The organism is Desulfobacula sp., from assembly GCF_021107415.1.
The window spans coordinates 18,138-41,374 of sequence record NZ_JAIOSW010000149.1 but is presented as its reverse complement, the minus strand read 5'-3'; the positions used below and the strand labels follow the sequence as shown (position 1 = coordinate 41,374).

The 23,237-nt window shown below is 39.9% G+C and carries 21 protein-coding genes and 1 tRNA gene; 7 read left to right on the top strand and 15 right to left on the bottom strand.

What is annotated here, in order from left to right; all coding sequences use genetic code 11:
- Positions 1-15 precede the first annotated feature (15 nt).
- The 3 genes from K8S13_RS08010 to K8S13_RS08000 are packed head-to-tail and all read right to left on the bottom strand — an operon-like array spanning position 16 to position 3,365.
- Complete coding sequence (locus K8S13_RS08010) at positions 16-1,344, bottom strand: aspartate aminotransferase family protein (RefSeq protein ID WP_291461789.1); 1,329 nt, start codon at positions 1,342-1,344, stop codon at positions 16-18.
- Positions 1,345-1,361: 17 nt separating this feature from the next.
- Positions 1,362-2,174: a 3-keto-5-aminohexanoate cleavage protein gene (locus K8S13_RS08005; RefSeq protein WP_291461787.1), complete on the bottom strand. Its 813-nt coding sequence runs from the start codon at positions 2,172-2,174 to the stop codon at positions 1,362-1,364.
- A 21-nt stretch (positions 2,175-2,195) separates the two neighbouring features.
- Positions 2,196-3,365: a diguanylate cyclase gene (locus K8S13_RS08000; protein WP_291461785.1), complete on the bottom strand. Its 1,170-nt coding sequence runs from the start codon at positions 3,363-3,365 to the stop codon at positions 2,196-2,198.
- Between the two features lie 315 nt (positions 3,366-3,680).
- Between K8S13_RS08000 and K8S13_RS07995 the strand changes: the two genes are divergently transcribed.
- Positions 3,681-5,339, top strand: a complete 1,659-nt coding sequence (locus tag K8S13_RS07995) for a glutamate synthase-related protein (protein ID WP_291461783.1) — start codon at positions 3,681-3,683, stop codon at positions 5,337-5,339.
- 178 nt (positions 5,340-5,517) lie between these two features.
- Here K8S13_RS07995 and K8S13_RS07990 read toward each other — a convergent pair whose 3' ends face one another.
- Complete coding sequence (locus tag K8S13_RS07990; protein ID WP_291461782.1) at positions 5,518-6,807, bottom strand: thiamine pyrophosphate-dependent enzyme; 1,290 nt, start codon at positions 6,805-6,807, stop codon at positions 5,518-5,520.
- Positions 6,800-7,915, bottom strand: coding sequence for a transketolase C-terminal domain-containing protein (locus tag K8S13_RS07985; RefSeq protein ID WP_291461780.1), 1,116 nt, complete (start codon positions 7,913-7,915; stop codon positions 6,800-6,802). Before K8S13_RS07985 ends, K8S13_RS07990 begins: the two co-directional genes overlap by 8 nt.
- A gap of 222 nt (positions 7,916-8,137) precedes the next feature.
- Between K8S13_RS07985 and K8S13_RS07980 the strand changes: the two genes are divergently transcribed.
- Entirely contained in the window at positions 8,138-8,836 is a 699-nt protein-coding gene (locus tag K8S13_RS07980; RefSeq protein WP_291461779.1) for a GntR family transcriptional regulator, read from the top strand.
- A gap of 16 nt (positions 8,837-8,852) precedes the next feature.
- On the opposite strand, the gene K8S13_RS07975 is transcribed toward K8S13_RS07980, so the two are convergent.
- The 9 genes from K8S13_RS07975 to K8S13_RS07935 all read right to left on the bottom strand — a co-directional run bounded on the left by K8S13_RS07975 (position 8,853) and on the right by K8S13_RS07935 (position 19,024).
- A complete protein-coding gene (locus K8S13_RS07975) occupies positions 8,853-9,260 on the bottom strand; it encodes an OsmC family protein (protein WP_291461778.1) in 408 nt (135 codons plus the stop codon).
- 12 nt (positions 9,261-9,272) lie between these two features.
- A complete protein-coding gene (locus K8S13_RS07970; protein WP_291461777.1) occupies positions 9,273-11,063 on the bottom strand; it encodes a hypothetical protein in 1,791 nt (596 codons plus the stop codon).
- 135 nt (positions 11,064-11,198) lie between these two features.
- The gene (locus tag K8S13_RS07965; RefSeq protein ID WP_291461776.1) at positions 11,199-12,467 is read right to left on the bottom strand and encodes a peptidoglycan-binding domain-containing protein; all 1,269 of its coding nucleotides are present in this window, start codon (positions 12,465-12,467) and stop codon (positions 11,199-11,201) included.
- A gap of 23 nt (positions 12,468-12,490) precedes the next feature.
- Positions 12,491-13,315 carry a hypothetical protein gene (locus K8S13_RS07960; RefSeq protein WP_291461775.1) on the bottom strand — a complete coding sequence of 275 codons (825 nt, stop codon included), beginning with the start codon at positions 13,313-13,315 and terminating at the stop codon, positions 12,491-12,493.
- 133 nt (positions 13,316-13,448) lie between these two features.
- Positions 13,449-14,750 carry a peptidoglycan-binding domain-containing protein gene (locus K8S13_RS07955; RefSeq protein WP_291461774.1) on the bottom strand — a complete coding sequence of 434 codons (1,302 nt, stop codon included), beginning with the start codon at positions 14,748-14,750 and terminating at the stop codon, positions 13,449-13,451.
- 40 nt (positions 14,751-14,790) lie between these two features.
- On the bottom strand, positions 14,791-15,672 hold the full coding sequence (locus K8S13_RS07950) for a hypothetical protein (RefSeq protein WP_291461773.1): 882 nt from the start codon (positions 15,670-15,672) through the stop codon (positions 14,791-14,793).
- A gap of 53 nt (positions 15,673-15,725) precedes the next feature.
- Positions 15,726-17,474: a hypothetical protein gene (locus K8S13_RS07945; RefSeq protein ID WP_291461771.1), complete on the bottom strand. Its 1,749-nt coding sequence runs from the start codon at positions 17,472-17,474 to the stop codon at positions 15,726-15,728.
- Between the two features lie 80 nt (positions 17,475-17,554).
- On the bottom strand, positions 17,555-18,775 hold the full coding sequence (locus K8S13_RS07940) for a PP2C family protein-serine/threonine phosphatase (RefSeq protein ID WP_291461770.1): 1,221 nt from the start codon (positions 18,773-18,775) through the stop codon (positions 17,555-17,557).
- A gap of 175 nt (positions 18,776-18,950) precedes the next feature.
- Positions 18,951-19,024, bottom strand: a tRNA-Gln gene (locus K8S13_RS07935).
- Positions 19,025-19,189: 165 nt separating this feature from the next.
- Between K8S13_RS07935 and K8S13_RS07930 the strand changes: the two genes are divergently transcribed.
- Together K8S13_RS07930 and larE are read left to right on the top strand one after the other, a co-directional pair.
- A complete protein-coding gene (locus tag K8S13_RS07930) occupies positions 19,190-19,474 on the top strand; it encodes an antibiotic biosynthesis monooxygenase (RefSeq protein WP_291461768.1) in 285 nt (94 codons plus the stop codon).
- 15 nt (positions 19,475-19,489) lie between these two features.
- Positions 19,490-20,284 carry an ATP-dependent sacrificial sulfur transferase LarE gene (gene larE / locus K8S13_RS07925; RefSeq protein ID WP_291461766.1) on the top strand — a complete coding sequence of 265 codons (795 nt, stop codon included), beginning with the start codon at positions 19,490-19,492 and terminating at the stop codon, positions 20,282-20,284.
- 43 nt (positions 20,285-20,327) lie between these two features.
- Here the strand turns inward: larE and ndk are convergent, their stop codons facing one another.
- A complete protein-coding gene (gene ndk, locus K8S13_RS07920) occupies positions 20,328-20,747 on the bottom strand; it encodes a nucleoside-diphosphate kinase (RefSeq protein ID WP_291461765.1) in 420 nt (139 codons plus the stop codon).
- A 96-nt stretch (positions 20,748-20,843) separates the two neighbouring features.
- Between ndk and coaE the strand changes: the two genes are divergently transcribed.
- From coaE to rpmE, 3 genes are all read left to right on the top strand, one after another.
- Positions 20,844-21,458, top strand: coding sequence for a dephospho-CoA kinase (gene coaE, locus K8S13_RS07915; RefSeq protein ID WP_291461764.1), 615 nt, complete (start codon positions 20,844-20,846; stop codon positions 21,456-21,458).
- 152 nt (positions 21,459-21,610) lie between these two features.
- Positions 21,611-22,858 (top strand): transcription termination factor Rho, encoded by a 1,248-nt coding sequence (gene rho / locus K8S13_RS07910; RefSeq protein WP_291461762.1) that lies wholly within the window; start codon positions 21,611-21,613, stop codon positions 22,856-22,858.
- A 68-nt stretch (positions 22,859-22,926) separates the two neighbouring features.
- Positions 22,927-23,145 (top strand): 50S ribosomal protein L31, encoded by a 219-nt coding sequence (gene rpmE / locus K8S13_RS07905; RefSeq protein WP_291461760.1) that lies wholly within the window; start codon positions 22,927-22,929, stop codon positions 23,143-23,145.
- Positions 23,146-23,237 lie beyond the last annotated feature (92 nt).

The following is a 23,237-nucleotide window of genomic DNA, read 5'->3' as shown; positions in this document are numbered from 1 at the left end:
CCTTTAAAAAAATGATTAATTAAAAAACTCCAAAAATACGGATTTGATTGCTTTGACAAGCATCTCCATTTCATCATCGCTAATGATATAAGGCGGTGCTATTACAAGGGCATCACCATGGGCTCCGGCAAGTCCGGTCGACGTGTACACCAGATATCCTTTTTCAAAAAGGTTGTCCCGGACACCTTCCACGGTTTTCAACGAACGATTGAATGGTGTTTTGTCCTTTTTATCCTTAACAATCTCAATGCCCCACATAAAGCCTTTTCCCCTGATATCTCCGACCTGGGCCAGGGGCAGCAAGTATTTTTTTAATAAATTGCCTAATTTTTTACCCTTTATTTTCACCCTTTGAACCAGTTTTTCCCGGTCAAGAATTTCAATTAAAGCCAATCCTCCGGCAGCAGCAACCGGATGGTGGGAAAAGGTTCCGCCATGCATGAAAACACCGCTGTTTTCTTTTATGGTATTAAAATGAGTCTCTTTAACACCCAGTGCCGAAAGGGCAATGACTCCTCCGGCAAGGCCCTTGCCAAGGGTTATCATATCCGGAACAATATCAAAGTGATTACAGGCAAACCATTCTCCTGTTCTACCCATGCCACACATCACCTCATCAAGAATAAGAAGAACATTGTGGTGATGGCAGATCTTTGAAATTATTTTTAAATATTCTTTGGGCGGGAAACAGGCAGCGATTGTCGCCCCGGGAATGGTCTCGGCAATAAAGGCAGAGATTGTTTCTGAACCGGCGTTTTCAATCAACTCATCCAGGGCCAGGGCGCATCTGAGTTTGCAGGAAGGGTATTTAAGTCCAAAAGAACATCTGTAGCAGTAAGGGGCGGGGATGTGCAGGCTTTCTTTTAATAAAGGAGTAAAGGGAGCTTTAAAACTTGTTCTCCCCATGGCTGCAAGTGAACCTAAGGTTAAACCATGGTATGATTTCCACCTGCCAATGAGGCGATATTTTGTTTCATTGCCATTTTCAATGTGTATCTGTCGTGCAAGTTTTATTGCGGCTTCATTGGCTTCTGAACCCCCTGAAAGAAAATAGAATCTATTGATGTCTCCAGGTGCCTTTTTAGCAAGACAGGTTGCAAGCATCTCAACCGGTTGGGTTGTAAACATGGTGGGATGGATATAATCATGGGATAAAATCTGATTATAAATTGCCGTTGCAATTTTTTTTCTTCCATGGCCCGCATTAACCACAATGGCACCGCCGCTGGCATCCATATATTGTTTCTGGTTTTCATCTTCAATAAAAATACCATGGGCATTTTTGGCAACGGGCAGGTGTGTGTCTAATCTTCGTGGAAAAAGGTTGCCTGGGATTTCTATCATTTATTTACCCTTTTCATTTAGACTAAACCAAGGATTTTTCTTGCTTCATCAGGTGTTGCTATTTTTCTGCTCATCATATTACTCGCCTGCACAATGCGTTTTACAAGCTGTTCATTGGATGCAAGCTCTCCTTTGCGGTAATGAATGCAATCTTCCAGCCGGGCCCGTGCCTGACCGCCCATGGCGATGGCACGGATACACATGGGCAGTTGATAGGCTCCTATTCCGGCCACAGTCCAGGTCGCTTCCCGGGGAATGCTGTTCTTAAGATGCACCAGATTCTCTATTGTTGCCGGGATAGCACCCTTTAGCCCCATGACAAAATCAAAATGTAAAGGCCGGCTCATCAAGCCCTGGTCTGCCAGGTCAAGGGCATTTTGAATCATGCTGACATCAAAAATTTCGATTTCAGGCTTAATGCCATAGGTTTTCATGTCCTTTGTCAGGGCGCAAATAAGATCCGGACTGTTGGCATAGACGGATGAAGGGAAATTAACAGATCCAGTGGTTAAGCTGGCCATTTCAGGTTTTAGTGATAATCTTTCACTTCGTTTTTCGTACTCCATACCTGCTCTTCCACCTGTGGAAATCTGAATGATCAGGTTTGTTTCCCGGCTTAGACCTTGAAAGATTTTTTTAAAAATCTGAAAATCTGTTGATGCAGTTTCATCAACCGGATTGCGGGCATGGATATGGATAATGGATGCGCCGGCTTTTTCGCATAAAATTCCTGTTTGAATAATTTCATCAGGACTTATGGGTACATTTGGATTGTTTTTTTTAGTGGGAATAGAGCCTGTTGGTGCAATAGTAATAATTAGTTTTGCCATGCGTTTTTTTAATTTAATGAATTATTTATCATTGTCTTCTGACTGCTGGATTAAAAATTTTGATATTTCATCTTTAGCTGTTTTTTCCATTTCTTTAAAAGACAGTGTCATGCCAATATCATAATTATGCGGTCCAAATGTCTCGACTCTGACAATGGTGCCTATAAGAAAAAGAGGGTCCGATTCTTTGTCTATTGAAAAACTTACCTGTACCTTGGCACCGATTGACAGCGGTTCTTTATTTTCAAAGAGAATACCGCCAATGGCTATATTTTTACTTGTTCCTGATAGTGTGCGTGTGCGAGTGAAACCCAGGTGCTTTACTTTTATCGGACGGTTGAATTTAATGCGTAAAAAACGCCGTTTATCTTCTTTAAAAAGAGAAATACTGTTTTTTCCAGCACCTTTTGCTCTATAAAGTGCACTGTCGGCCAGATTTAATAAATCTTTAACTTTCAGAGCATCAACAGGAAAACCCGCCACCCCGCCGCTTACCGTTATTTGATGAGTTGTGCCTTTTATTGTAATTGTTTTTTGTTGAATGGTTTTTCGTAATCTTTCAGAAATTAAAAGAGCATTTATTTTATATGTATTGGGCATAAGGATAACAAATTCATCTCCTCCAAACCGGGCTATAATATCACTTGCTCTCATTTCCTGGCTGATCGTATGTGCAACATTTTTTAAGACAATATCACCGGAATGATGCCCGAAAGTATCATTAATTCCCTTGAAATCATCAATGTCAAGAAACAGAATTGACAGGTCTGTGTTGTGGCGTTTTGCTAAAGAGATGTGTTGACTTAAAGCGTCTTGCATATAAGCTTTGTTGAAAAGCCCTGTAAGATCGTCATGGGTTGAGTCTTTTTTTATTTTTTCATAGGCATTTATTTCAACAATTCTGTGATTTTTCAAAGATTTTTCAAATGAGAAAAAATAGTCGCTGATTGTTGCCAGCAAACTTATTTTTCTGCCCAGAGTATTGGATATATTTTCCCGGTGTGAAATGATTTCAAACCAGCATTTTTTAGCCTCTCCGGGTTTAAGATCAAGACTTGTCAGTGTCTGTATAATAACGGAGTAGGTATCTTCCCCGTTATTTCCCGCAAGTTTGTTGAGTTTATTGATAAAAACATCGTCATCATCTGTATTTATACTGCAATTTAAGACTGACTCTTTGAGTGAACCCATGTTCCTCCTTTATTAAGCCTTGAAAATTTAATGAAATAGTTACTTTTATTGAGGTAGATTGTCAAGAAGTATGCAATACAGGCAAGTTGTATAAAATATTTTTTTTTAAAAGATTAAGTTGACATTAAAATCTTTTCAAGATACTTCTTTCCAGAATTTAATTTATTTTTACAATGGCGTAAAAATGGATTTTTCCAGGACAAAGGTGTCTGATTCGGGTTCTAACCGGGGAGGATACCTTTTTTTATTTTCAGGAAATCATTTCAATGGGGAAATGTGAAAAGCTGACAAGATTATGAAAAAGGAGATAAAATTATGGAAATGCGATTTTCAAAAGGAAATGATGCCCTGGGAACCAAAAATCGAGGGAACGTCTGTGAATCAAGTCTTTGCACATTATGCCGTGCAGATTGCAATGGGAAGTGTGAAACATGGCTGTCCAGCATGGTTGGAAGGAAATTATTATATCCGAGAAGCTATGGTCTGGTTACCGCCGGTGCAAACAATACCAACCATGTGGGGGTATCCTATAATTCCCTGAGAATTCAAGGCTATGCATATGGTTCTGCCGGACTTACACAAGGGTTGACCAACAGCCCGGATGACTGTGTTTTTCCAAATGTCAGCCTTGAAACCGAGTTTGGGACCAAGATTAAAACAAAAATCCGCATGCCCATGATGACAGGTGCTTTGGGCTCAACCCTTATAGCAGAAAAATATTGGGATGCCTTTGCCATTGGCGGTGCATTGATCGGTATTCCTGTGGTGATCGGTGAGAATGTGGTGGGTGTGGATAGAAATTCTGAAATCGGTTCCCAGAAAGATAAAAAAGGTAAAATTGTTAAGGCACCTGAGCTTGACCGGAGAATAGAAACCTATCTACGGTATTTTGATGGGTTTGGTGCCATCATTGTTCAGCTGAATGTTGAGGATACCCGAAATGGTGTTGCAGAGTATGTCGTGGATAAATATGGGGACAAGTGTATTATTGAATTAAAATGGGGTCAGGGTGCAAAGAATATTGGCGGAGAAATACAGGTCAGAAGCCTTGAATATGCCCTTTTTCTGAAAGAACGGGGATATGTGGTTGATCCTGATCCGTCTCTGTCTGAAGTTCAGCAGGGATTTGAGCAGGGTGCAATTAAGTCTTTTGCCCGGCACAGCCGTTTGGGTGGTACCAATCTGGATACGGTCAGCGAGGTCCAGAAAGATTTCATGGATTCCGTAGAATATCTCCGCGGCATCGGGTTTGAAAGGATTACCCTGAAAACAGGTTCTTATGGAATGGAAGAGCTGGCAATGGCAATTAAGTTTGCAACAGATGCAAATCTTGATTTGTTAACAATTGACGGCTCCGGCGGAGGGACGGGTATGAGTCCGTGGAATATGATGCAAAGCTGGGGTGTTCCCTCCATTAATCTTCATTCAAAAGCCCATGAATATGCCGGCATTTTATCGGCAAAAGGGAAAAATGTTGTGGACATGTCTTTTGCCGGCGGATTTGCCCTTGAAGATCATATTTTTAAAGCATTGGCCCTGGGGGCTCCCTATACGAAACTGATTTGTATGGGAAGAGCTATTATGATTCCGGGATTTTTAGGGGCCAACATAGAGGGAGCCATCAATCCTGAGCAGCGGGCGGCAGTAAACGGCAATTGGAATGAATTACCGAAAACGGTTCTGGAAGTTGGAAAGACTGCAGATGAAATTTTTGTCGGCTATCATGATCTTGAGAAAAAACTGGGTAAGGAGGAAATGAAAAATATTCCTTATGGTGCCATTGCGTTCTATACATTGGCGGATAAACTGGGATGCGGCCTGCAGCAGCTCATGGCCGGGGCAAGAAAATTTTCTTTAAAACAAATTACACGTCATGAGATTTTTTCAGGTAATCGGGAAACAGCAGTTGAAACCGGTATTCCTCATGTGACGGATGTGAATAATGAAAGTGCGAAAAAGATATTGAACGCATAAAAGGGATATTTATTCGAATAACCTGAAGGTCACACGTAAAAAAGGGCATATGAAAAATTTACCTGGATTTTATGACCTAGCCCGGCAAAGGTATGCCGGGCCAGGTCATATTATTGTTTTTATTTGTTTGATTTTTCCATGTTTGGTTAAATAGCACAAATAAATGTCAACTTGAAGCTCAAGTCATTTTTTCAATGGTTTCCATTGCAATTTGATAGACTTTTTCATTAAATCGGGCCTTTAAAGCGTGATTCAGCGTTTCTTTATTAATGGCTTTTTCTTTTTTTGCCATTACCCCAAGGGAAGCCAACGCCCAGTCCTGTTTTTTGATTTTGAGTTCTCTGAAGTCAATTTCAACAACGTCAGCGCTTGTTTCAGGAATGGAGACACTTTTTTCTTTTAAAACAAATGTGTCTGGTTTCAGGGTCGCAAATATTTTTTTTCTTCGCTGGACACCTTCATCACTCAGTGCCAGGACAACAGTTGGAGATTCAATGCCGGTATAGCCGATTCTTTCAGGAGAAATCAGGATTTCACTGACAGACTGTCCCCTGAGAACGGTAATATTATAATCATTTTTCATTGACACGTTCATGCCCGCGCAAAGGCCTGCATAACAGACAATATCACCGGCTGTTACGATCCGCATGCCCGCACTGCCTAAAATGACCACTTCCTGCCGTTGATAATTTTTAAGATCAATCTTTTTTTCTATGGTAACCGCTTCTGGAAAAGTATTTCTCTCTTTGGCAAGTGCCCTGTAACGTTCACCATATTCAGGCCTTTGATTCTTTTCTATGACACCAGACCTTTCAGGAAGGCTATTGATCATCTGATCAAGGGTTTTGGGTGTCAGCTGGTTTCTTTTTGTGTAACGCCCGGTACACATACCAAGGGTTTCAATGATTGAAAATCCTTTGTGTTCAATAGCATCGGTAATTTTTTGTGATAGATCGGCATCATGGCCTGAACATTTGGCAATATAAGTTGCACCTGCACTTTCGGCAACCGCACAGATGTCAATGGGTATTTCCGCATGATTGAGAAAATCCGATCCTACCATTGCATCCGTCGGCGTGGTGGCAGAGTATTGTCCGCCGGTCATTCCAAAGTTGAAATTATTAAGAATGATCAGCGTGATATCAAGATTCTTTCTGCAGGATGCCAATACATGGGCACCACCGATACCCAGTCCCCCGTCTCCCATTGTGACAATCACGTTCAGCTCGGGGTCGGCAAGTTTGAGACCCGATGCATAGGTTAGGGCCCGGCCGTGAATTCCGTGGAGGGCGTGCACGTTGAAGAAAGTATCAAAAAGTCCTGAGCACCCGATATCCGTTACGATAACGGTTTTGTTTGCTGGAAGGTTTAAGTGGCCAAAAGCTTTATCAAGGCCTTTAGTGATTTTCTCATGGGTACACCCGGGGCAGTAAACAAGGGGCCGGGTTTTATTTAAATAACTATTCATTTTCAATGACCTCCATAATTTTTGAGGGAGAGATCAACACACCGTTCATCTGGCCGTAAAACGTCACTTTTTTATCACAAAGCACCCGTTTTATTTCATTGACATATTGGCCCAGATTCATTTCAATGACGACAATGCGTTTAAAGAGTTTTGCTTTTTCTATTAAAAGCTCTTCCGGGACCGGCCACAGGGTTTTAAGACTTAAGGTAGAGACTGGTTTTCCGTGGCTTTCAAGAATTTTTCCGGCATCTGCAACTGCCCGGGAAGTGACACCATAACTGATGATCAAAGTGTCACTATTTTCTTTGATATTTTCTTCAAAAAGAGTAATCCTTTTCCGGGCACTATGGATTTTTTCTCTCAGCCTTGCCTGGTTTTGTGCAATCACTTCCGGATCAATGGTGATATAGCCGTCCGGTCCATGGGTTGATGATGTTTGTCTGACAAGGGTTTTCCCGCCAATGGGAAGAAATGGCGGAGCCTCATCCGGTTTGGCTTCAAACGGCAGATACCTGTCCCCTGAAAATAATTTTCTCTCGACAATCGGCGGAAGGGTGACGGAATCAAGATCAAAGCTTTCCCTGTTCATCCCGATTTCTTTATTGGAAGCAATAAAAACAGGGCATCTGAATTCTTCAGCATAGTTAAAGGCATGGACAGCAAGGATATAGCAGTCAAGAGCATCCTTAGGAACAAGCACGATCACTGGGACACCGCTTGTGCTCCCCCATCTTAAGAATTGGATATCACTGTCAGCGCCTCGGGTTGCCGAGCCTGTTGAGGGCCCCAGGCGTTGCACATCTGCAATCACCAAAGGGATTTCACTGCCAATGGCAAATGAAAGCTGTTCGCTGTAAAGACTGATGCCGGGGCCGGATGTTGCGGTCAATACTTTTTTGCCTGCCATGGATGCGCCGATGCAATATCCCATGGATGCGATTTCATCTTCTCCCTGAATACAAATACCGCCTGTGGGGGGCAGCATGCTCAGCATGCTGTTAAAAATTGTTGTTGCCGGTGTGATGGGATAACCTGCAAAAAAATTGCAGCCTGCAGCAATTGCTCCCCTGGCAAGTGCCTCATTTCCTTCCATAAATGACAAAGCCATTTTTTTCTCCTTGGGTTTGATAAGAGCTTTTATCAGTATAAATTATAAATCTGATCAAATATTTGATCAGATTTATAATTTATTATCTTTTTTTGGCGATTATGTCAAGAATAAAATGATTGATATTCAGGTAGATAGAGCTATTATTGGGGTCAATTTTTTTTATTTTTCTTATTATTTTCTAATTGATTTTATAAAAGGCTTGGTATATTTATTTTGCACATGGAGAAAAAAATAAAAAAGAGGAAAAAGAGCAAAGATGATTTTACCCAGGAAGCCTATATGGGTATTCGGCGGATGTTTTTTTTAAATGAAATTATACCGGGACAGAAGATTTCATATGGAGATCTTGCAAACCGCCTTGAAATGAGTACAACACCCGTTATCCAGGCATTGAAACGGCTGGAGTATCAAGGCCTTGTCCGGCATGAACCCAATCGCGGGTATTATACTGAAAATATCAGTTTAAAAGAAATCACAGAGATTTATGAATTCAGGGAATTAATCGAAACCTCACTCCTGCCAAAAACCATATCCAAAATTGACAAAAAAGGGCTGAAAATATTAAAAAAAGCTCTGGACGGCCATCTTGATGCTGTAAGAGATATTTATTTAAAGGAACGGCTTTTAAAGGATATGGAATTTCACCTTGTCCTTGCAACACTCTCAGGATGTACGATACAAATTAACACCTTAAAATCGCTTTTTGATCTCTTATATCTTAAATACCGGGGCAATATTCTTTTTGTAACTCCCATGGATACAGTTGATTCGGAACATATCAAATTATATGATTATATTGCCGGTTCCAATCTTGATGGTGCAATCAGAGTTTTAAAACAGCATATTTCAAATGTAAAAGAGCATGCCATCATCAGTATTGAGAGAATTAATAAGGAAAAAACAATTAAAACCATTTAACAATCTTAATTTAGGATTATGATTGATCCGGGTAAACTGTAGTGGTATTGATCTTTATATCTGGATGAAGCTGGTTTTTAACTGCACACCCGTTCATGGATTTTGTAATCGGTTTGATATATTTTTCAGGGAAGTGTTGATCAACATGGAGAGTAATATTGACCTGTTCCATGAGTTTTTGCCCTTCTTTGAAAAAGACATCAATAAAAATATGCATGTCACTTGTGGAAAGCTTTCTTACATCACAAAATGATTTTGCATAGATTCCGGCGCAGGCTCCTATGGAAGTTATGAAAACATCATATGGCTCGGGTGCGGTTTCATCACCTCCATTTTCTTTAGTCTGGTCAGTTTTAATGATAAAATTGTTAAATGCGACATCGATTTTTTTATTGCCGGGAAATGTTACTTTAAATCCGCTCATTCTTTCATCCCATTATTCGCTAAGTTCAAGCCACTCAAACCAGATGGGATAATTTTTCTTATACCATGTCAGGATGTTCCGCAACGTTTTTTGCTCTTCTTCGGAAAAGGTTGCTTTGGGTATTTTACTAAATTTGAGAGCCACTTTATTTCCAAAGTGTTCCAGAGCATCGGTACAAAGGGTCTGAAGCTCGTTTCTGATTCTGCCTGAATCTGAAATCTTAACCGCCCGGTTCTCAAAATCCTCTCCTTTTAAAAAACGGTTGAGAAGTGGACTGAAGATTAATTTGCTTTCACCAAATGTTTCAAGAAGTCTTAAGGCAAAGGTTATTCGTTTGTCTGCTTTTTCAGTGGTCATTCGGACTGTGACAGAATAAGTGTCGTCTGAAATCTGGCTGACCCCTGGAGAGCCTGAATAAGGATCAGGGAGCATATATCCGGATGTTGCAAGTGCCCGCCATTTTTTTTCAGCAATCAGATCGTCTATGGTAATGGTTCGTTTTTCCAAAGGAATTTCTGCATTACGGGCCAAGCGGATGCTTTCCCGATAGGTTTCGATTAAGGCATCATCGACTTCTTTTTTAATAATTTCATTTTTAAGGCGGTGGGCAAAGTCATCTGCATCCGGATCAAGTTTCATGCTGGCAGCATCTTTATCAAATCTCAGGGCAAATTCAGATGACAACACAGCTAAAGAGACATCAATATTAAGAATAGAGGTGAGACTTGCTGCCTGGATAGCTTCAGCGGATGCCGCATATCCGTCAACCAGGAAAAGATGCGTATCATTCTTTTCATCTTTCCATGTTTTTACGGCAAAGGTCGGGGCATAGGTCCCTGAATCAGTAAACGGGTGGAATCCTGTGGGCAGGGTCCAGTTTTCATCTACAATATGAACGCCTTGTTCCTGCCATTCTTTCCATATTTTTCCGATGCGGGGTTCACGGCGTTTTCCCTGGAGCGTCCATACATGAATATGATCCGGTTTTATCCCGGGGTATGTCATTTTAATGGCTTGAACCACTTTTCCTCTGGGGGTAAAAAAATTGACCAGCAAAGAGTCATCAGCCGCTTTTTCAACCACGGCTCTGGGTAGAACAAGATTTCCGATATAACCTTCATATTGATCGGTAACAGCCAATGGTTGATTGAAAAGGTGGAGTACTGTTAAAGGCCCTGTTTTTTCTCCTTTGGCAAACCGGGAAGTATTTTCAAGCGTATCAATGGCAGCACCCCAAACCGTGATATCTTTAAGAACTATGGCGTGCCTGAAATTTTCCCATGTATATGTTTTATCATTGATTAATTTCAGTACACAATTTTCCAGGAATTTGGCCACTTCAGGTCTTGCATAGATCCTTCCAAACCCTAAAAGCGGGTTGGCTCCCATTTCAGAGGTTTCTCCTGCTTTTGGCATGAGTCCCTCACCCAGGCAGACCATGATGGCATGGTTTTCAGGTAAAGTCCGGGAAAGGTACCATAGACTCTCGCTCATGGCATAGGCAGAGATGGCATCAGCATCTTTTTTTACCAGGTTGAGTTCTTTTTTCTCCAGTCCTGCACCCTGGCCAAACCTGCCGAATAATTTAGTTCCGAGAGCAGTAACAGCCGAAGTCATTGCCAGCATTTTTTCGGTCCGGGTATCAGCAAATGAAATTGAATCATTCAATTCATCATCTGGTTGACCCTTGACCCATTCAATATTAACATCTTCAAGCCATAAATGCAGCCTGCCAAGAATAGGGCGTGTATCAAAGGCCCATTGTGCGATCAGATTTTTTTTTTTAAAACTTACAGTGTCCATTGTTGTTGTTTCCATGGGTTTCAGGTTGATTTTCTTTTCAAATAATTACCATTTATCAATAGAATTTTAAAGAAAAGACTGCCTATTGGATTTGCATATCCTATCCAGGGAAAATACCCCGGATAGGATAATGGTTTATAATCCGGAATTTTTAAACAATATTTTTTGTGTTCTTAAATCCCAGGTGCTGTTATCTTCCAACCCGCTGTCCTTTCTGAAATTTTTCAGTGCATTTTTAGAGCCTCTGCCAAAATCGCCATCTATTTTTTTTTTATAATATCCCAAATCCATAAGCCTGGTTTGTATGAGCCTTGCATCTCCTTTGTGGCGGGGATCCAGGAATATAACGCCGGACTCCACCGGGCCTTCTTTTTGATCATCAATAGATGGTTGCTTAGAGGATACTTCTTGTTTTAAATAATTTTTCATCCGGGGTTGTTTTTGTTTTGGATTGTAATTTTTTTTATTGGAAAATTTTCCTATCAACAGTTTTTCATTCTTCCCCTCAGGGGTATAGTATGCGTTTATATCAAATATTGAGCCCCAGGAGTCCGGCACAAATTCACCCCCAAGCACAGCAATCGGCCAGCCATTTTTATTGATATATTCCGGCTCAACAAGATCTTTGCTGCCGCTTCCTGAAACTATTACTTCAAAGCGGGCATCATTCGAAAGTCTGTCAAAGCAAAAAATCATAACGGCAAGCTCCATTTCCCCCATTTTTTTTGCGGTGGCCTTTTTCCAAATGGATAAGTTTTGATAGGCTTGATAAGCTTGCGTCTCTTCCTTACTCGGATTCATATCTAAAGAATTTCCCAAGGCAAAAGCATACAATTCTAAAAATCCTTGAACCTTATTTTTTTGAATTTCATTGAATGCTTCAACAGGGATAAAATAGGCTTCAAGCCTTGGAAAAACAGGTGGAATGATTGTTATCCCAGCTTTATTAATCACTATACCATCAGGGGTTTTAAGATATTTTGCAGCAAAATAGGTAGATGCTCTTCGACCCACAAAATCTTCAAAATGGAAAACACCTTCAAGAATACCCTGGACTTGATTTTTCGCAAGAATTTTTGCCTCAAAACCCGTAATATCAATGAGGATTACATCAAAGTCTTCGTATTTAAATGTTTTCTCCTGAACCTTTTGTCCGACACCCGGGTCGAACCGGACAAATTCAGTCTCACTCCTGTGCCGTAATTTGTTCAATATTGCTGCACAAACCATTTTTATATCAATGGGTGTTGTTTCATTATTTACAAAGATTCTATCAGGGAGAGTGATTTCCATGGCAGGTTGTATGCTTTTCTCACTGGGCTGCATGATTTTTGTCGTAATACAGCCAGAAATAAAAAAGTTGCAAATAAATATCATGATTATAAGTTTGATTATTTTTAACATCTTTTTTTCCTTTCCATCATTATTTATTCATACAGTTTTTGTCCCGATGGAGTTATATGAACTCTTCCGGGACCCATATAAACCGGCCTGGGTGCTCGATTTGGCGTTTTTTTTGCTGCATTCTTCAACACATCTTCCAACGCATTCCCTGCTCTTCTTTCCGTCTCTTTTTTCACACCATACTTAACAGCATTTTTCACAAATATTTCGACTGCTTTCCCGCCATGCTTACCTATGCCTTTGGTTGCTATTTTTACGGCAGCTTTGGCGTTATTAAAGTGCATATCTGCACCAAGGGGAGATAATTTATTTACAACCACAGATGATACAGCTTTTATTGTGGCACCTTTTAAAACTTCAAAGTTAAATTTTTTTTCCTTTTTATATGCATCAGCGCCTCCTCTGGCCGCAGCAAGAGCTCCTTGAGCCGCCCAACCGACACCCGGTACAAAAGACAGCCCAAGCTCACTCCACTGCCCCGCCTCATCTAAAAATTCAACAGTAACCGTTAATCCATGAATTAAAGAAGCTTCTGCATTGGCACGTTGCATATCTCCTTCCAAAATTGCCTGGCGGATTGACATTAATTGCCTGGCGGTTCGACTGGTACCGGAAAATGTTTCTGACATTGTTTTTCCGGATTTTGTACCCAGAAGGCTAAATATTTTTTTTATTTCTTTATCAGTTAATTTTGTGGGTTTTTGAGGTGCTACATAACTGTCGCTATCTTCCGGCCTGGCGGGGCCATCGCTACCACCATATGCAAATACAGATGATGCGATAGATACGGATAGAAATAAGATCAATATTGCTAGCAGTATGACCTTTGTTTTTTTATCCTTTCTCATGATAAAAATCTCCTTTATTAAAAAAAATATTTTAAATTATTAATGGTGATACTTATCTCCCATAAACAAAATATATTGCCTGTCAGACTTGCATATCCTATCCGGAGAAAAATTCCCCGGATAGGATAATGGTTTATAATCCGGAATTTTCAAACAATATCTTTTGTGTGCTTAAATCCCAGGTGCTGTTATCTTCTAAGCCATTGTCATTTCTGAAATTTTTAAGTGCTTTTTTTGAACCTCTACCAAAATCGCCATCTATTTTTTTGTTATAATATCCCAAATCCTTAAGCCTGGTTTGTATGAGCCTTGCATCTCCTTTGTTGCGTGGATCCAGAAATATAACGCCGGATTCTATGGGTTTGGGTTTGGGCTTAGGCTTGGGTACGGGTTGAGCTATAGATGTAGTTTTGGACTCTGGTTTTTGTTTGATGATATACTTGGGTGTATCGTGATAGTTTTTTTGATTCGTATAGCCGCCGACGCAGATGGATTCAGATTTTGATCCAGGGTCGGGGTTATACTGAAGACTTACATGAAAATTATTCTTCAGGGCATCAGGGCTAAATGTTCCGCCGGCGATCATGGCACGCCACCCCTGGTCATAGACATACCCGGTTTCAAAAAGTGTTTTACCTTTCATTTTAGGCTTGTCTGTAACCTTCATTTCAAGGGAAGTTTCCGGGGGGAGGCGATCCTTGCAAAATGCCATAATATAGTATTCTTCAGCCTTTACTTTATCGCCGGCGGTCATTTTTTTCCAGACAGACATTTTTTCATAGGCTTCTTTGTTTTTTCGTTCTTCCTGTGTTGGTTCCATCTTAAATGCATTGAGTGCTGCATGTAGATAAAGATCCATAAAAGAAGTCAATTCTTTCATATTAACACCATCAAAAGAGGATTTTGGAACATAATAGGTCTCTATATCAGGAAACCCGGGCGCAATCAGCGCTGTCCCTGAGTTGTTGATGGTGATACCGTTTTTACGAACCGTATAATCGGCTGCAAAATATGTTGCACTGCCCCTTCCAAAAAGATCAACAAAATTAAACATGCCTTCAATAATGAGCTGTGCCTGATTATCCGTTTGCTCCTTTACTATAAATCCTGTGACCTGGATAGCTGCCAGATCAAATTCACCATAGGTGAAATCAGGATCATAAAATGCATGTTTTCCATTTGAATCAAAAGCTACTTCGGAAATGGTATCCCGGCTGCCGCGCAATTTATTCACCATGGCTGCCATAACCAGTTTGACGTGCGCTGGCTGTTGTGTCATATCTCCAAACGTTCGATCCGGCAGGGAAACGACCAGGCCTTCCTCCTGGACCGGTTTAACCGGCTCGGTGCTAGTGGTAGAAGTAGTGGATACACATCCACATACAAACAAGGATAAAATTAAAAGTCCTATCCAAAATGGTATTTTTCGAAACATACAACCCCCTGTCATTATATTATAAAATTTTTATGTTAATTTAGGTTCTTTCCGGCAATATTAAAGGAGTCCTCAAAAAAGCTTCTAAGGGACCACCAAAGGGGTTCCATATGCTCGGAACACTCGGGGGCGGGCTAACCGGTTTAACCTCTGCCGCTCTGGCCTGGTCTGCTATATAACCCAATACTTTCCCGATCTGATCTTTGGTTAATTTTTCTTCTATTTTGACATTAAAGAGTTCTCTGCCAACCCTTCTAAGATATTGTGTTACTTTGGAATTACGCTTAAGCTTGTCTGCTCTTTGAATCATATCTACAAGCTCATCACCCCTTTTACCCAGCTTTGATAAAGACCCCACCTTCATTATTTGATCCACAGCCACGCTCACAGCCATTGCCTGGGCAATATCTTTTATCCCCTTGCCCTCAGCATACTTGTCTATTCCTGCTCTCACCGCTCCAAATGCTGTTCCTGACATCCATCCGGCCGCGGGTACAAAGGATAAGATAAATTCTGCATCCTTCCCTCTTTTATCCATAAAAATAGCAAGGTCTGTCCAATAACCCACCAGGTCTGCCCATGCATTGGCATCAATACTTTCTGCCTGGTTCCTGAAATTCTGGGCCTGCAAAAAGATACGGAGGATTTTAATTAATTGTGCCTTTGTTCTGGGTTTGCCCTCTTGCTTTCCAATCACTAGTTCCCGTATTCCAGTGGGCAGTCCTGAAAACATAGCGTTAAGCTCCTCTCTGGTATATTCTCTAGCTTCGTCGACCGGCGGTCCCCCAACAGCGCTGTCACTTTCACTCGCCGGATTTTTGCCACCCCCGCCATATGCAAATACTAATGTTGTAACAGATACGGATAGAAATAAGATCAATATTGCTAACAGTATGACCTTTGTTCTTTTATCCTTCCTCATGATTAAAATCTCCTTTATTTTAAAAATATATTTTAAATTATTAATGGTGTTACTTATCTCCCATCAATGGCTATCGTTTTTCCTTTGGCGTGTTCTAATGATCCATATGTTATTGTTTCAGGTGTTTTTGTATGTTTGGGGATAAATTCGGGAACCATGGCTGCAAAGTCATTGCTGCTAAAGCGAAACAGGCGAATGGCAGGGCTTGAAATCCCTTGATCATCTATATGGGTCAGGTATAATTCAGTAAAAGGAGAGTTGGCTTTACAGGTAAAAACCAGCCACTTTGAATTCATGGACCAGGAATGCCATGAGTTCATGGTCGGTTGGTTGCTGCTTAATGGTCGTGCATCTCCACCCCTGGATGGAATGATGATCAATTTGCTGTCAGGCTGAAGAACCAATCCTGTAGGGCTTTGGGTAAACACAATCCATTTTCCGTTGGGTGAGTACCTGGGAAAATAATTGCTGTTTCCATTCTGGCTGGCACCTTTCAACGGTGTTGCCACACCGCCTTTCCCATGGTTAAAGGGCAGGGTATAAATATCAAATTGAACAGGATATTTTTTATTTAAAGCGTTAATTTTTTGTTTTGAGCTTTCTTTAAGTATTTCTTTAGCCAAAACCTTTTGAATGAGTTCGGGATTTGTTGATACGGCTGCAAATGCAATGTGTTTACCATCCGGACTCCATGCGGGGGTCGTCTGGACCCTGCTGGTCAGGCTGGCACCCGGTAAAAGACTGAATTTTTTTGTTTGGGTGTTAAAAATGGCAATGTGACCGGTTGCCGGATAGAATAACTGGGAAAAAAACAGGTCATCCATCATGACAAATACAGATGTTTCATTAACCGTACCCGCGATAAAGCGACCGTCAGGAGATACCCGGGCAAAAAGCCCCATACTGTATGAAGCCGGTTTTTGGGGAGTAATTTCATTCCATGAGAAAACAATGTCATTTTTGATAGTGACTTTTTTTTCCATGGAAGAAAATACAAATGCACCTTTATCCCCGCCATAGTCCGTATCCATGGTCATAAAATTGCCATTAAGAGAATAAGAATGACAATTGGCACAGATCGGCGGATCGGACAGAATGGTTTCGGGTCGTTTGTATGATTCAATTTTTCCTATTAACATGCTGGTTTTTTCAGGATTTTTTTTTGCTTCCAGAAACGGCAGTGGTTTTCGCATAAACATTAACCGGGCATTAACCATGTCTTTTGAAAATTTTAAAAAAGTAGTGTTTTGGGAAATAATTTCCCTGCCGCTCCAGCCGCCAATACCTGTTATGATGATTTTAAGATTTTGATGTCCTGCGGTTTTTTTTAATTTGTTCCAGGTATCAGAATCCGGTATCCACCAGTGGGTATTAAGCAATGCTTTTAAAAGGATTTTTTTGTTGGTTTCAATGGTTATGAGCCATGCAGAGCTTTTTGCCGCATCCTCCCATAAAAACGCCGGTGAAGCCATGTCGGCAGGTAAAATAGTGCCCGGCAAGGGTTCTATAATGTTGATGGACTTTAAGGGAGCTTCTTTTGTTAACGAATCAATCCATGACAGCAATTCATCTGATTCTAAAGAACTGTAATCCTTGTCTGCAAACAGGATAAATCGTGAATCATTTTTTTGTCCGCATGTGGCTTCCCATGGACAGAATACAATAATAATAGTTGTAATGAATAATACGCAAAGGAAATTAAAAGAATTTCTATATATTTTTTTAGTACGGGTATCAAAAAATGGGATTAAATCATTCAATTCATTATCGGTTTGGCCCTTGATCCACATATCAGTGTTCATTGTTATTGTTCCCGTGGTTTCAGGTTGATTTTCTTTTTAAACAATTACCATTTATTAGTAAAATTTAAAAGAAAGATTTATTATGAGTTAAAACCATTATATTCGATTACCAAGAGACTGATATCATCATCTACTTCCGAGTTATCCCATAGCTTTTTTTGTTCCGTTATGACCTGTTTAACAATTTGATTCGCCGGTTTATCACTCAATCGTCTTAATGTGGTGTAAAAATTTTCCTTATTTGGATAGGCACCTTTTTCACCGAAATAATCTATTAAACCATCCGTATAAAGAATAATTTTATCACCTGGATTTAATTGAATTTTATACTGAGACAAAGGAGGGTCCTGTCCAAGACCGATGATAGTCCCATGTTGGTTCAGGACTTCAAATTTTCCGGATCTGCCGATGACAAGAGGTGGAACATGCCCGGCGCACCCGTAAGTAACCTCTCCGGTTTTCACATTGAGTAAAACATATACAATCGTAAAAAAACAGTCAAATCGTTCAAAGGGAAATTCGTTTTCAAGGGCATTTAATATTTCTTCAGGCTGAAAAAGAATCCCTTTAGACAACCCCTGTGTATGCAGTTGGTCTAAAAACTGTTTTACAGTGACTGCAATCAAAGCTGCTGAAACGCCATGCCCGCAGACATCCAGTATATATGTGCTGATATGAGTTTCATCCTCTTTATATAAATGAAAGATATCACCCCCCACCATCAGGCAGGGTTCAAAAAACCAACAGGCTTTAATTGACGGAATAATAGGAAGATTTTTCGGGAGAAGGCTTTTTTGGATTTCACCGGCTTTCTCAAGATCTATATCGATCTGTTTTTGCTTTTGTTGTAATTCTATTTTTGACAGTTCACTTTTGGTGATATCATAGATAAAAACTAAAATCATTCTCTGGTTTCGAAAAGTTATCGACCGGGAAGTGAATTCAAGATACTTTTTTACAGGAACGCCTCCAATATAAAAAATACGTTCAAGAAATTTTTTTTCGTCAGGCTCCTGGGTTAATACTGTATTGCGCAGTGTTTGGTTGATGATGCAGTTTTTACAAGCTGAGGTTTCACCACACGGTTTGTTTTCTTTGACAGCGTTGATACAGCCGGAAGCAGGGCCAAACGTAATGTCCACAAGATTTGAATCGGACCGGTTAAACAGTGTTAAAAAACTGTCATTGAATTGATGAATTTTAAAATATTCATCGGCTATAAAAACAGCGGAATCCATATTTTGTAATAATATATTTAAAAATTCATTTGAATCTTTAAGTTCTTTTATATCAATATTCATTTTGTTTTCCTTTGATATCCTAAAAGGATAAATTTCACTTTTTAAATAAACTGTTTGTTTGTATCACAGTCGGGACAAAATAACATTGATATAGATCAAAAGAATAATATTTCACTGATATCACCTAAACTAAAAAAGGCTTTCAAGGCAAACCTGAGAATCCTTATATTTTAAGTGGCTGGGTGATAAGGATTTGAACCTTAATTGACGGAGTCAGAGTCCGTAGTCCTGCCATTGGACGATCACCCAGCAAAATAATGATTGGCTTATATATATCAAGCCTGTTATTTAGTCAAGAATTATCTTGGGCTATTATATAGGGTACTGGGTTTGTTAAACCCAGGTGAGTTATGGTATATAAGAGATTAGGTGTTCCATGTTTTTCCATAAAATCATGATATATGGGAGGGGAAAATGGCTGTTACAGTATTGATTAAAAGAAAGGTTGCACCTGGAAATGAAAGTCTGCTGGAAGAGTTATATCGGGAAATGAGAAGTACTGCTTTAAGTCAGAAAGGCTATATCGGAGGGGAAACCTTAAACCGGGTAGACGTAACAGGGGAAGTTCTTATCATCAGTAAATGGCAGCACATTGATGACTGGTCAAAATGGCTTGTCAGTAAAGAAAGAAGAGCATATCAGGAACGGATTGATACCCTTACCAATGCTGAAACTAAATTTGAGATTTATATTCATTAATACGGATGAAATGAATTGCCAAAAAAACTCAAGGATCTTGAAAAAAGGTTAAAAAAACAGCTCTCATTCGCAGTGGCGTTTTCAGGTGGTGTTGACAGTACCTTTCTTCTGGCAGTGGCAAAAAAAGTAAATCCGCAAAATTTGCTGGCCATTACTGTTTCTTCACAGTTCGTGCCGGGAAGGGAAACAGCGTTTGCAAAGAACATTGCTCGTTCACTGGGAGTTAAACATATCTGTCTTGATGTGGATATCCTTGGGAATGAAGATGTGGCTGGCAATACTTTAGAGCGGTGTTACCATTGCAAAAAACAAATGTTTTCACTGATACAAGAGACGGCTGGAAATTTGGGTATTAAATCTTTGCTTCATGCAGTCAATCTGGATGATTTGAAAGACTTTCGGCCTGGATTAAAAGCAGCAGAAGAGCTTGGTTTTATTTCCCCTCTGGTAGATGCAAGGTATACAAAAGCTGATATCAGGCTGTTTTCAAAGCAATTGGGACTTGAAACATGGAACAAGCCTTCTCAATCCTGCCTGGCAACAAGGATTCCATATGATGAAACGATAAAGGCTGGAAAGCTTATTATGGTGGATAAGGCAGAATCTTTTATACAGGATTTGGGATTTGCTCAGGTACGGGTAAGATGCCATGGGAAAATAGCAAGGATTGAAGTTGAACCCTGGCTGATAGACAGTCTATTGAATAGTGATATCAGGCAAAAGATATCAAAGGAATTTCAAAAGATAGGATTTGAGCATATCAGCGTTGATATTGATGGTTATAAAGCCGCGGCCGGAAAATTAAAATAGATTAAATTACTGACCGTAGCTTTGGTTTTATAAATGGTATGGTTTATCTTTTCTGGATTTCAAGATCATTGAAAAAATATCCGATTTCAAAAGCAGCTGTTTCAGGTGCATCAGAACCATGGACAACATTTTTTTCTATATTTGTTGCATAATCTTTTCTAATAGTGCCTTGCTCTGCTTCTTCAAAATTAGTAGCACCCATGAGCTTTCTGTTTTTTGCAATCACATTTTTTCCCTCAAGAACCATGACAACAATAGGTCCTGAAATCATAAAATCTGTCAGGCTGTCAAAAAACGGGCGTTCTTTATGAACAGCATAAAATCCCTGGGCCTGTACTTTCGTAAGTTGAATCATTTTCATGGCGGCAATTTTAATACCATCGGTTTCAAACCGTTTGATGACTTCGCCAATCACATTTTTTGCAACGCCATCGGGTTTGATTATTGATAATGTTCTTTCCACAATTTCTATCCTTTCATTATTATTATATTTGGTCTTAAATGGGTTTTAAAAATTAATCTTGAAAATTATCATAAAACCGTATTATAGTCAATGGTTATGAAAAACTTAAGGATTGCCGTCACAGGATCGGCAGGCTCAGGCAAGAGTCTTGTATGCCAGAGGTTTAAAGAAATTGGCATGGTTACTTTGGACTGTGATATAATAGCAAGACAGATTGTGGAGCCCGGAATGCCCGGGTTTGAAAAGATCATTGAGTTGTTTGGCCAAGAGGTAGTTGGAAAACAGGGAACTCTGGACAGAGCAAAGCTGCGAAATATCATTGTGAATGATTCATTACTGCGTCAAAAAGTGGAAGATATTTTACATCCTCAAATTATCAAAGAAATGATTTTTCAGATAGAAAATGCAGAGGTTGAGGATAAAAATGCAGTGGTTGTCGAGGTGCCCTTATTGTTTGAATTAGGCATGGAGAAACAATTTGATGTCACGATTGCCGTCACGGCACAGGATATGGATCTTATCAAAAGAATTTCTGATCGGGATAATGTTGCAAAGAAAGATGCCCGGAAAATACTGGATCTTCAAATGTCCCAGGAAGATAAAATGACAAGGGCGGATTATGTTATCTTTAACAAGGGGTCAAGGTCTGAACTCTTTGATTCTGTTGACAATCTCTTTAATAAAATCCAAAAAGAATTCTTGACAACGTGAAGCTTTTGCCTTATTAATCAAACGTTAAATAATGAATTTCAGAAGATCTGTCTGTTTTTTCATGCCATTTTGGTTTTCAGATTTAAAAAAGGTGTACTTCAAAAACAAATTTTAGCCTGTAAAAGATAATAAAACAAATTTTGGGAGAATGAATGAACCTTGTTGATTTAAATAAGATGAAAATTAGTGAGTTGACCAAGCTTGCTAAGGAATACAAAATTAAAGGAATCAGTGGCCTTAAAAAGCAGGATTTAATTTTTGCCTTGCTCCAGGCAAATATTGAAGAGAGCGGTCAGATTTATGGTGAAGGTACGCTTGAGATTCTCCCTGACGGCTTTGGATTTTTAAGGGCTCCCGGATATAATTATCTTCCCGGCCCTGATGATATCTATGTATCCCCTTCACAGATCAGACGGTTTAATTTGAGAACCGGTGATACAATTTCCGGCCAGGTTCGGCAACCCAAAGATTCTGAAAGATATTTTGCATTGCTTAAGGTTGAGGCCGTCAATTTTCAAAATCCTGAGCTTGCTGCTGAAACCATTCTTTTTGATAATTTATTGCCCCTCTATCCTGATCGAAAAATGAATCTTGAGGCTGAATTCGATAATTATTCCATGCGTGTGATAGATTTGATGTCTCCCATAGGCTTTGGCCAGCGCGGCTTGATTGTGTCTCCGCCAAAAGCCGGTAAAACCATGTTGCTTCAGAATATCGCCAATAGCATAGTTAAAGCCCATCCGGAAGTCATCTTGATGATTGTTCTGATTGATGAGCGCCCCGAAGAAGTGACCGATATGGCACGAAATGTTGATGCTGAAGTTGTAAGTTCTACCTTTGATGAACCGTCGGAGCGCCATGTTCAGGTGGCCGAGATGGTTATTGAAAAGGCCAAAAGAATTGTTGAGCAGGGCCATGATGTTGTGATTTTACTTGATAGTATTACAAGGCTTGCAAGGGCATATAATTCAGTCATGCCACCATCCGGCAAGATTTTATCCGGTGGTGTGGATTCAAACGCCCTTGACAGACCCAAAAGATTTTTCGGTGCTGCAAGAAATATCGAAGATGGCGGCAGTCTGACCATTATTGCAACTGCATTGGTTGATACCGGAAGCCGCATGGATGAAGTTATATTCGAAGAGTTTAAAGGCACTGGTAATATGGAGCTTGTCCTGGATAGAAAGCTTGCGGATAAAAGAGTTTTTCCTGCCATTGATATGAATAAATCAGGGACAAGAAAAGAGGAATTGCTGCTTGACCCAATGGTTTTGAATCGTGTGTGGATTTTAAGAAAATTGTTGTCAAGTTTAAATTCTGTTGACAGTATGCAGTTTTTACTTGAAAAAATGCAAGGAACAAAGGATAATAAAGAGTTTTTTGAATTGATGAATTCATAAAGAAGAATTAAACGGGTAAGAATTTAATGATTGCCAAAAATATGGCATGGTAAGGAGTTTTAAAACAAATGAAAAAAAAGATACATCCAAAATACACAAGATCTACAGCTTCCTGTGCTTGTGGTGCAACGTTTGATGTCGGGTCAACAAAAGAGAATATTAAAGTGGAAATTTGTTCCCAGTGTCATCCTTTTTTCACCGGAAAACAAAAGCTGGTTGATACTGCTGGAAGAATTGATCGTTTCAAAAGAAAATATGCAGGGTTTGATGCAACAAAACTTGTTTAGTGTTTGAACGAAAAGCTTAAAGATTTTGTGAGCATGCGCTCCTCTATGAGCCGGGTACAAGGCGGACAGTATTTAACACTTTCTATAATTTG

Bases quoted from the DNA above. Each gene is read 5' to 3' on its own strand.
- K8S13_RS07945 (WP_291461771.1), bottom strand. From the start codon at position 17,474: ATGAACACTGATATGTGGATCAAGGGCCAAACCGATAATGAATTGAAT.
- K8S13_RS07975 (WP_291461778.1), bottom strand. From the start codon at position 9,260: ATGAGCGGATTTAAAGTAACATTTCCCGGCAATAAAAAAATCGATGTC.
- rpmE (WP_291461760.1), top strand. From the start codon at position 22,927: ATGAAAAAAAAGATACATCCAAAATACACAAGATCTACAGCTTCCTGT.
- K8S13_RS08000 (WP_291461785.1), bottom strand. From the start codon at position 3,365: ATGGGTTCACTCAAAGAGTCAGTCTTAAATTGCAGTATAAATACAGAT.
- K8S13_RS07985 (WP_291461780.1), bottom strand. From the start codon at position 7,915: ATGGCTTTGTCATTTATGGAAGGAAATGAGGCACTTGCCAGGGGAGCA.
- K8S13_RS07970 (WP_291461777.1), bottom strand. From the start codon at position 11,063: ATGGACACTGTAAGTTTTAAAAAAAAAAATCTGATCGCACAATGGGCC.
- K8S13_RS07960 (WP_291461775.1), bottom strand. From the start codon at position 13,315: ATGAGAAAGGATAAAAAAACAAAGGTCATACTGCTAGCAATATTGATC.
- K8S13_RS07965 (WP_291461776.1), bottom strand. From the start codon at position 12,467: ATGTTAAAAATAATCAAACTTATAATCATGATATTTATTTGCAACTTT.
- K8S13_RS07995 (WP_291461783.1), top strand. From the start codon at position 3,681: ATGGAAATGCGATTTTCAAAAGGAAATGATGCCCTGGGAACCAAAAAT.
- K8S13_RS08005 (WP_291461787.1), bottom strand. From the start codon at position 2,174: ATGGCAAAACTAATTATTACTATTGCACCAACAGGCTCTATTCCCACT.
- K8S13_RS07950 (WP_291461773.1), bottom strand. From the start codon at position 15,672: ATGAGGAAGGATAAAAGAACAAAGGTCATACTGTTAGCAATATTGATC.
- coaE (WP_291461764.1), top strand. From the start codon at position 20,844: ATGAAAAACTTAAGGATTGCCGTCACAGGATCGGCAGGCTCAGGCAAG.
- K8S13_RS07980 (WP_291461779.1), top strand. From the start codon at position 8,138: ATGGAGAAAAAAATAAAAAAGAGGAAAAAGAGCAAAGATGATTTTACC.
- K8S13_RS07955 (WP_291461774.1), bottom strand. From the start codon at position 14,750: ATGTTTCGAAAAATACCATTTTGGATAGGACTTTTAATTTTATCCTTG.
- K8S13_RS07930 (WP_291461768.1), top strand. From the start codon at position 19,190: ATGGCTGTTACAGTATTGATTAAAAGAAAGGTTGCACCTGGAAATGAA.
- K8S13_RS07990 (WP_291461782.1), bottom strand. From the start codon at position 6,807: ATGAATAGTTATTTAAATAAAACCCGGCCCCTTGTTTACTGCCCCGGG.
- K8S13_RS08010 (WP_291461789.1), bottom strand. From the start codon at position 1,344: ATGATAGAAATCCCAGGCAACCTTTTTCCACGAAGATTAGACACACAC.
- rho (WP_291461762.1), top strand. From the start codon at position 21,611: ATGAACCTTGTTGATTTAAATAAGATGAAAATTAGTGAGTTGACCAAG.
- K8S13_RS07940 (WP_291461770.1), bottom strand. From the start codon at position 18,775: ATGAATATTGATATAAAAGAACTTAAAGATTCAAATGAATTTTTAAAT.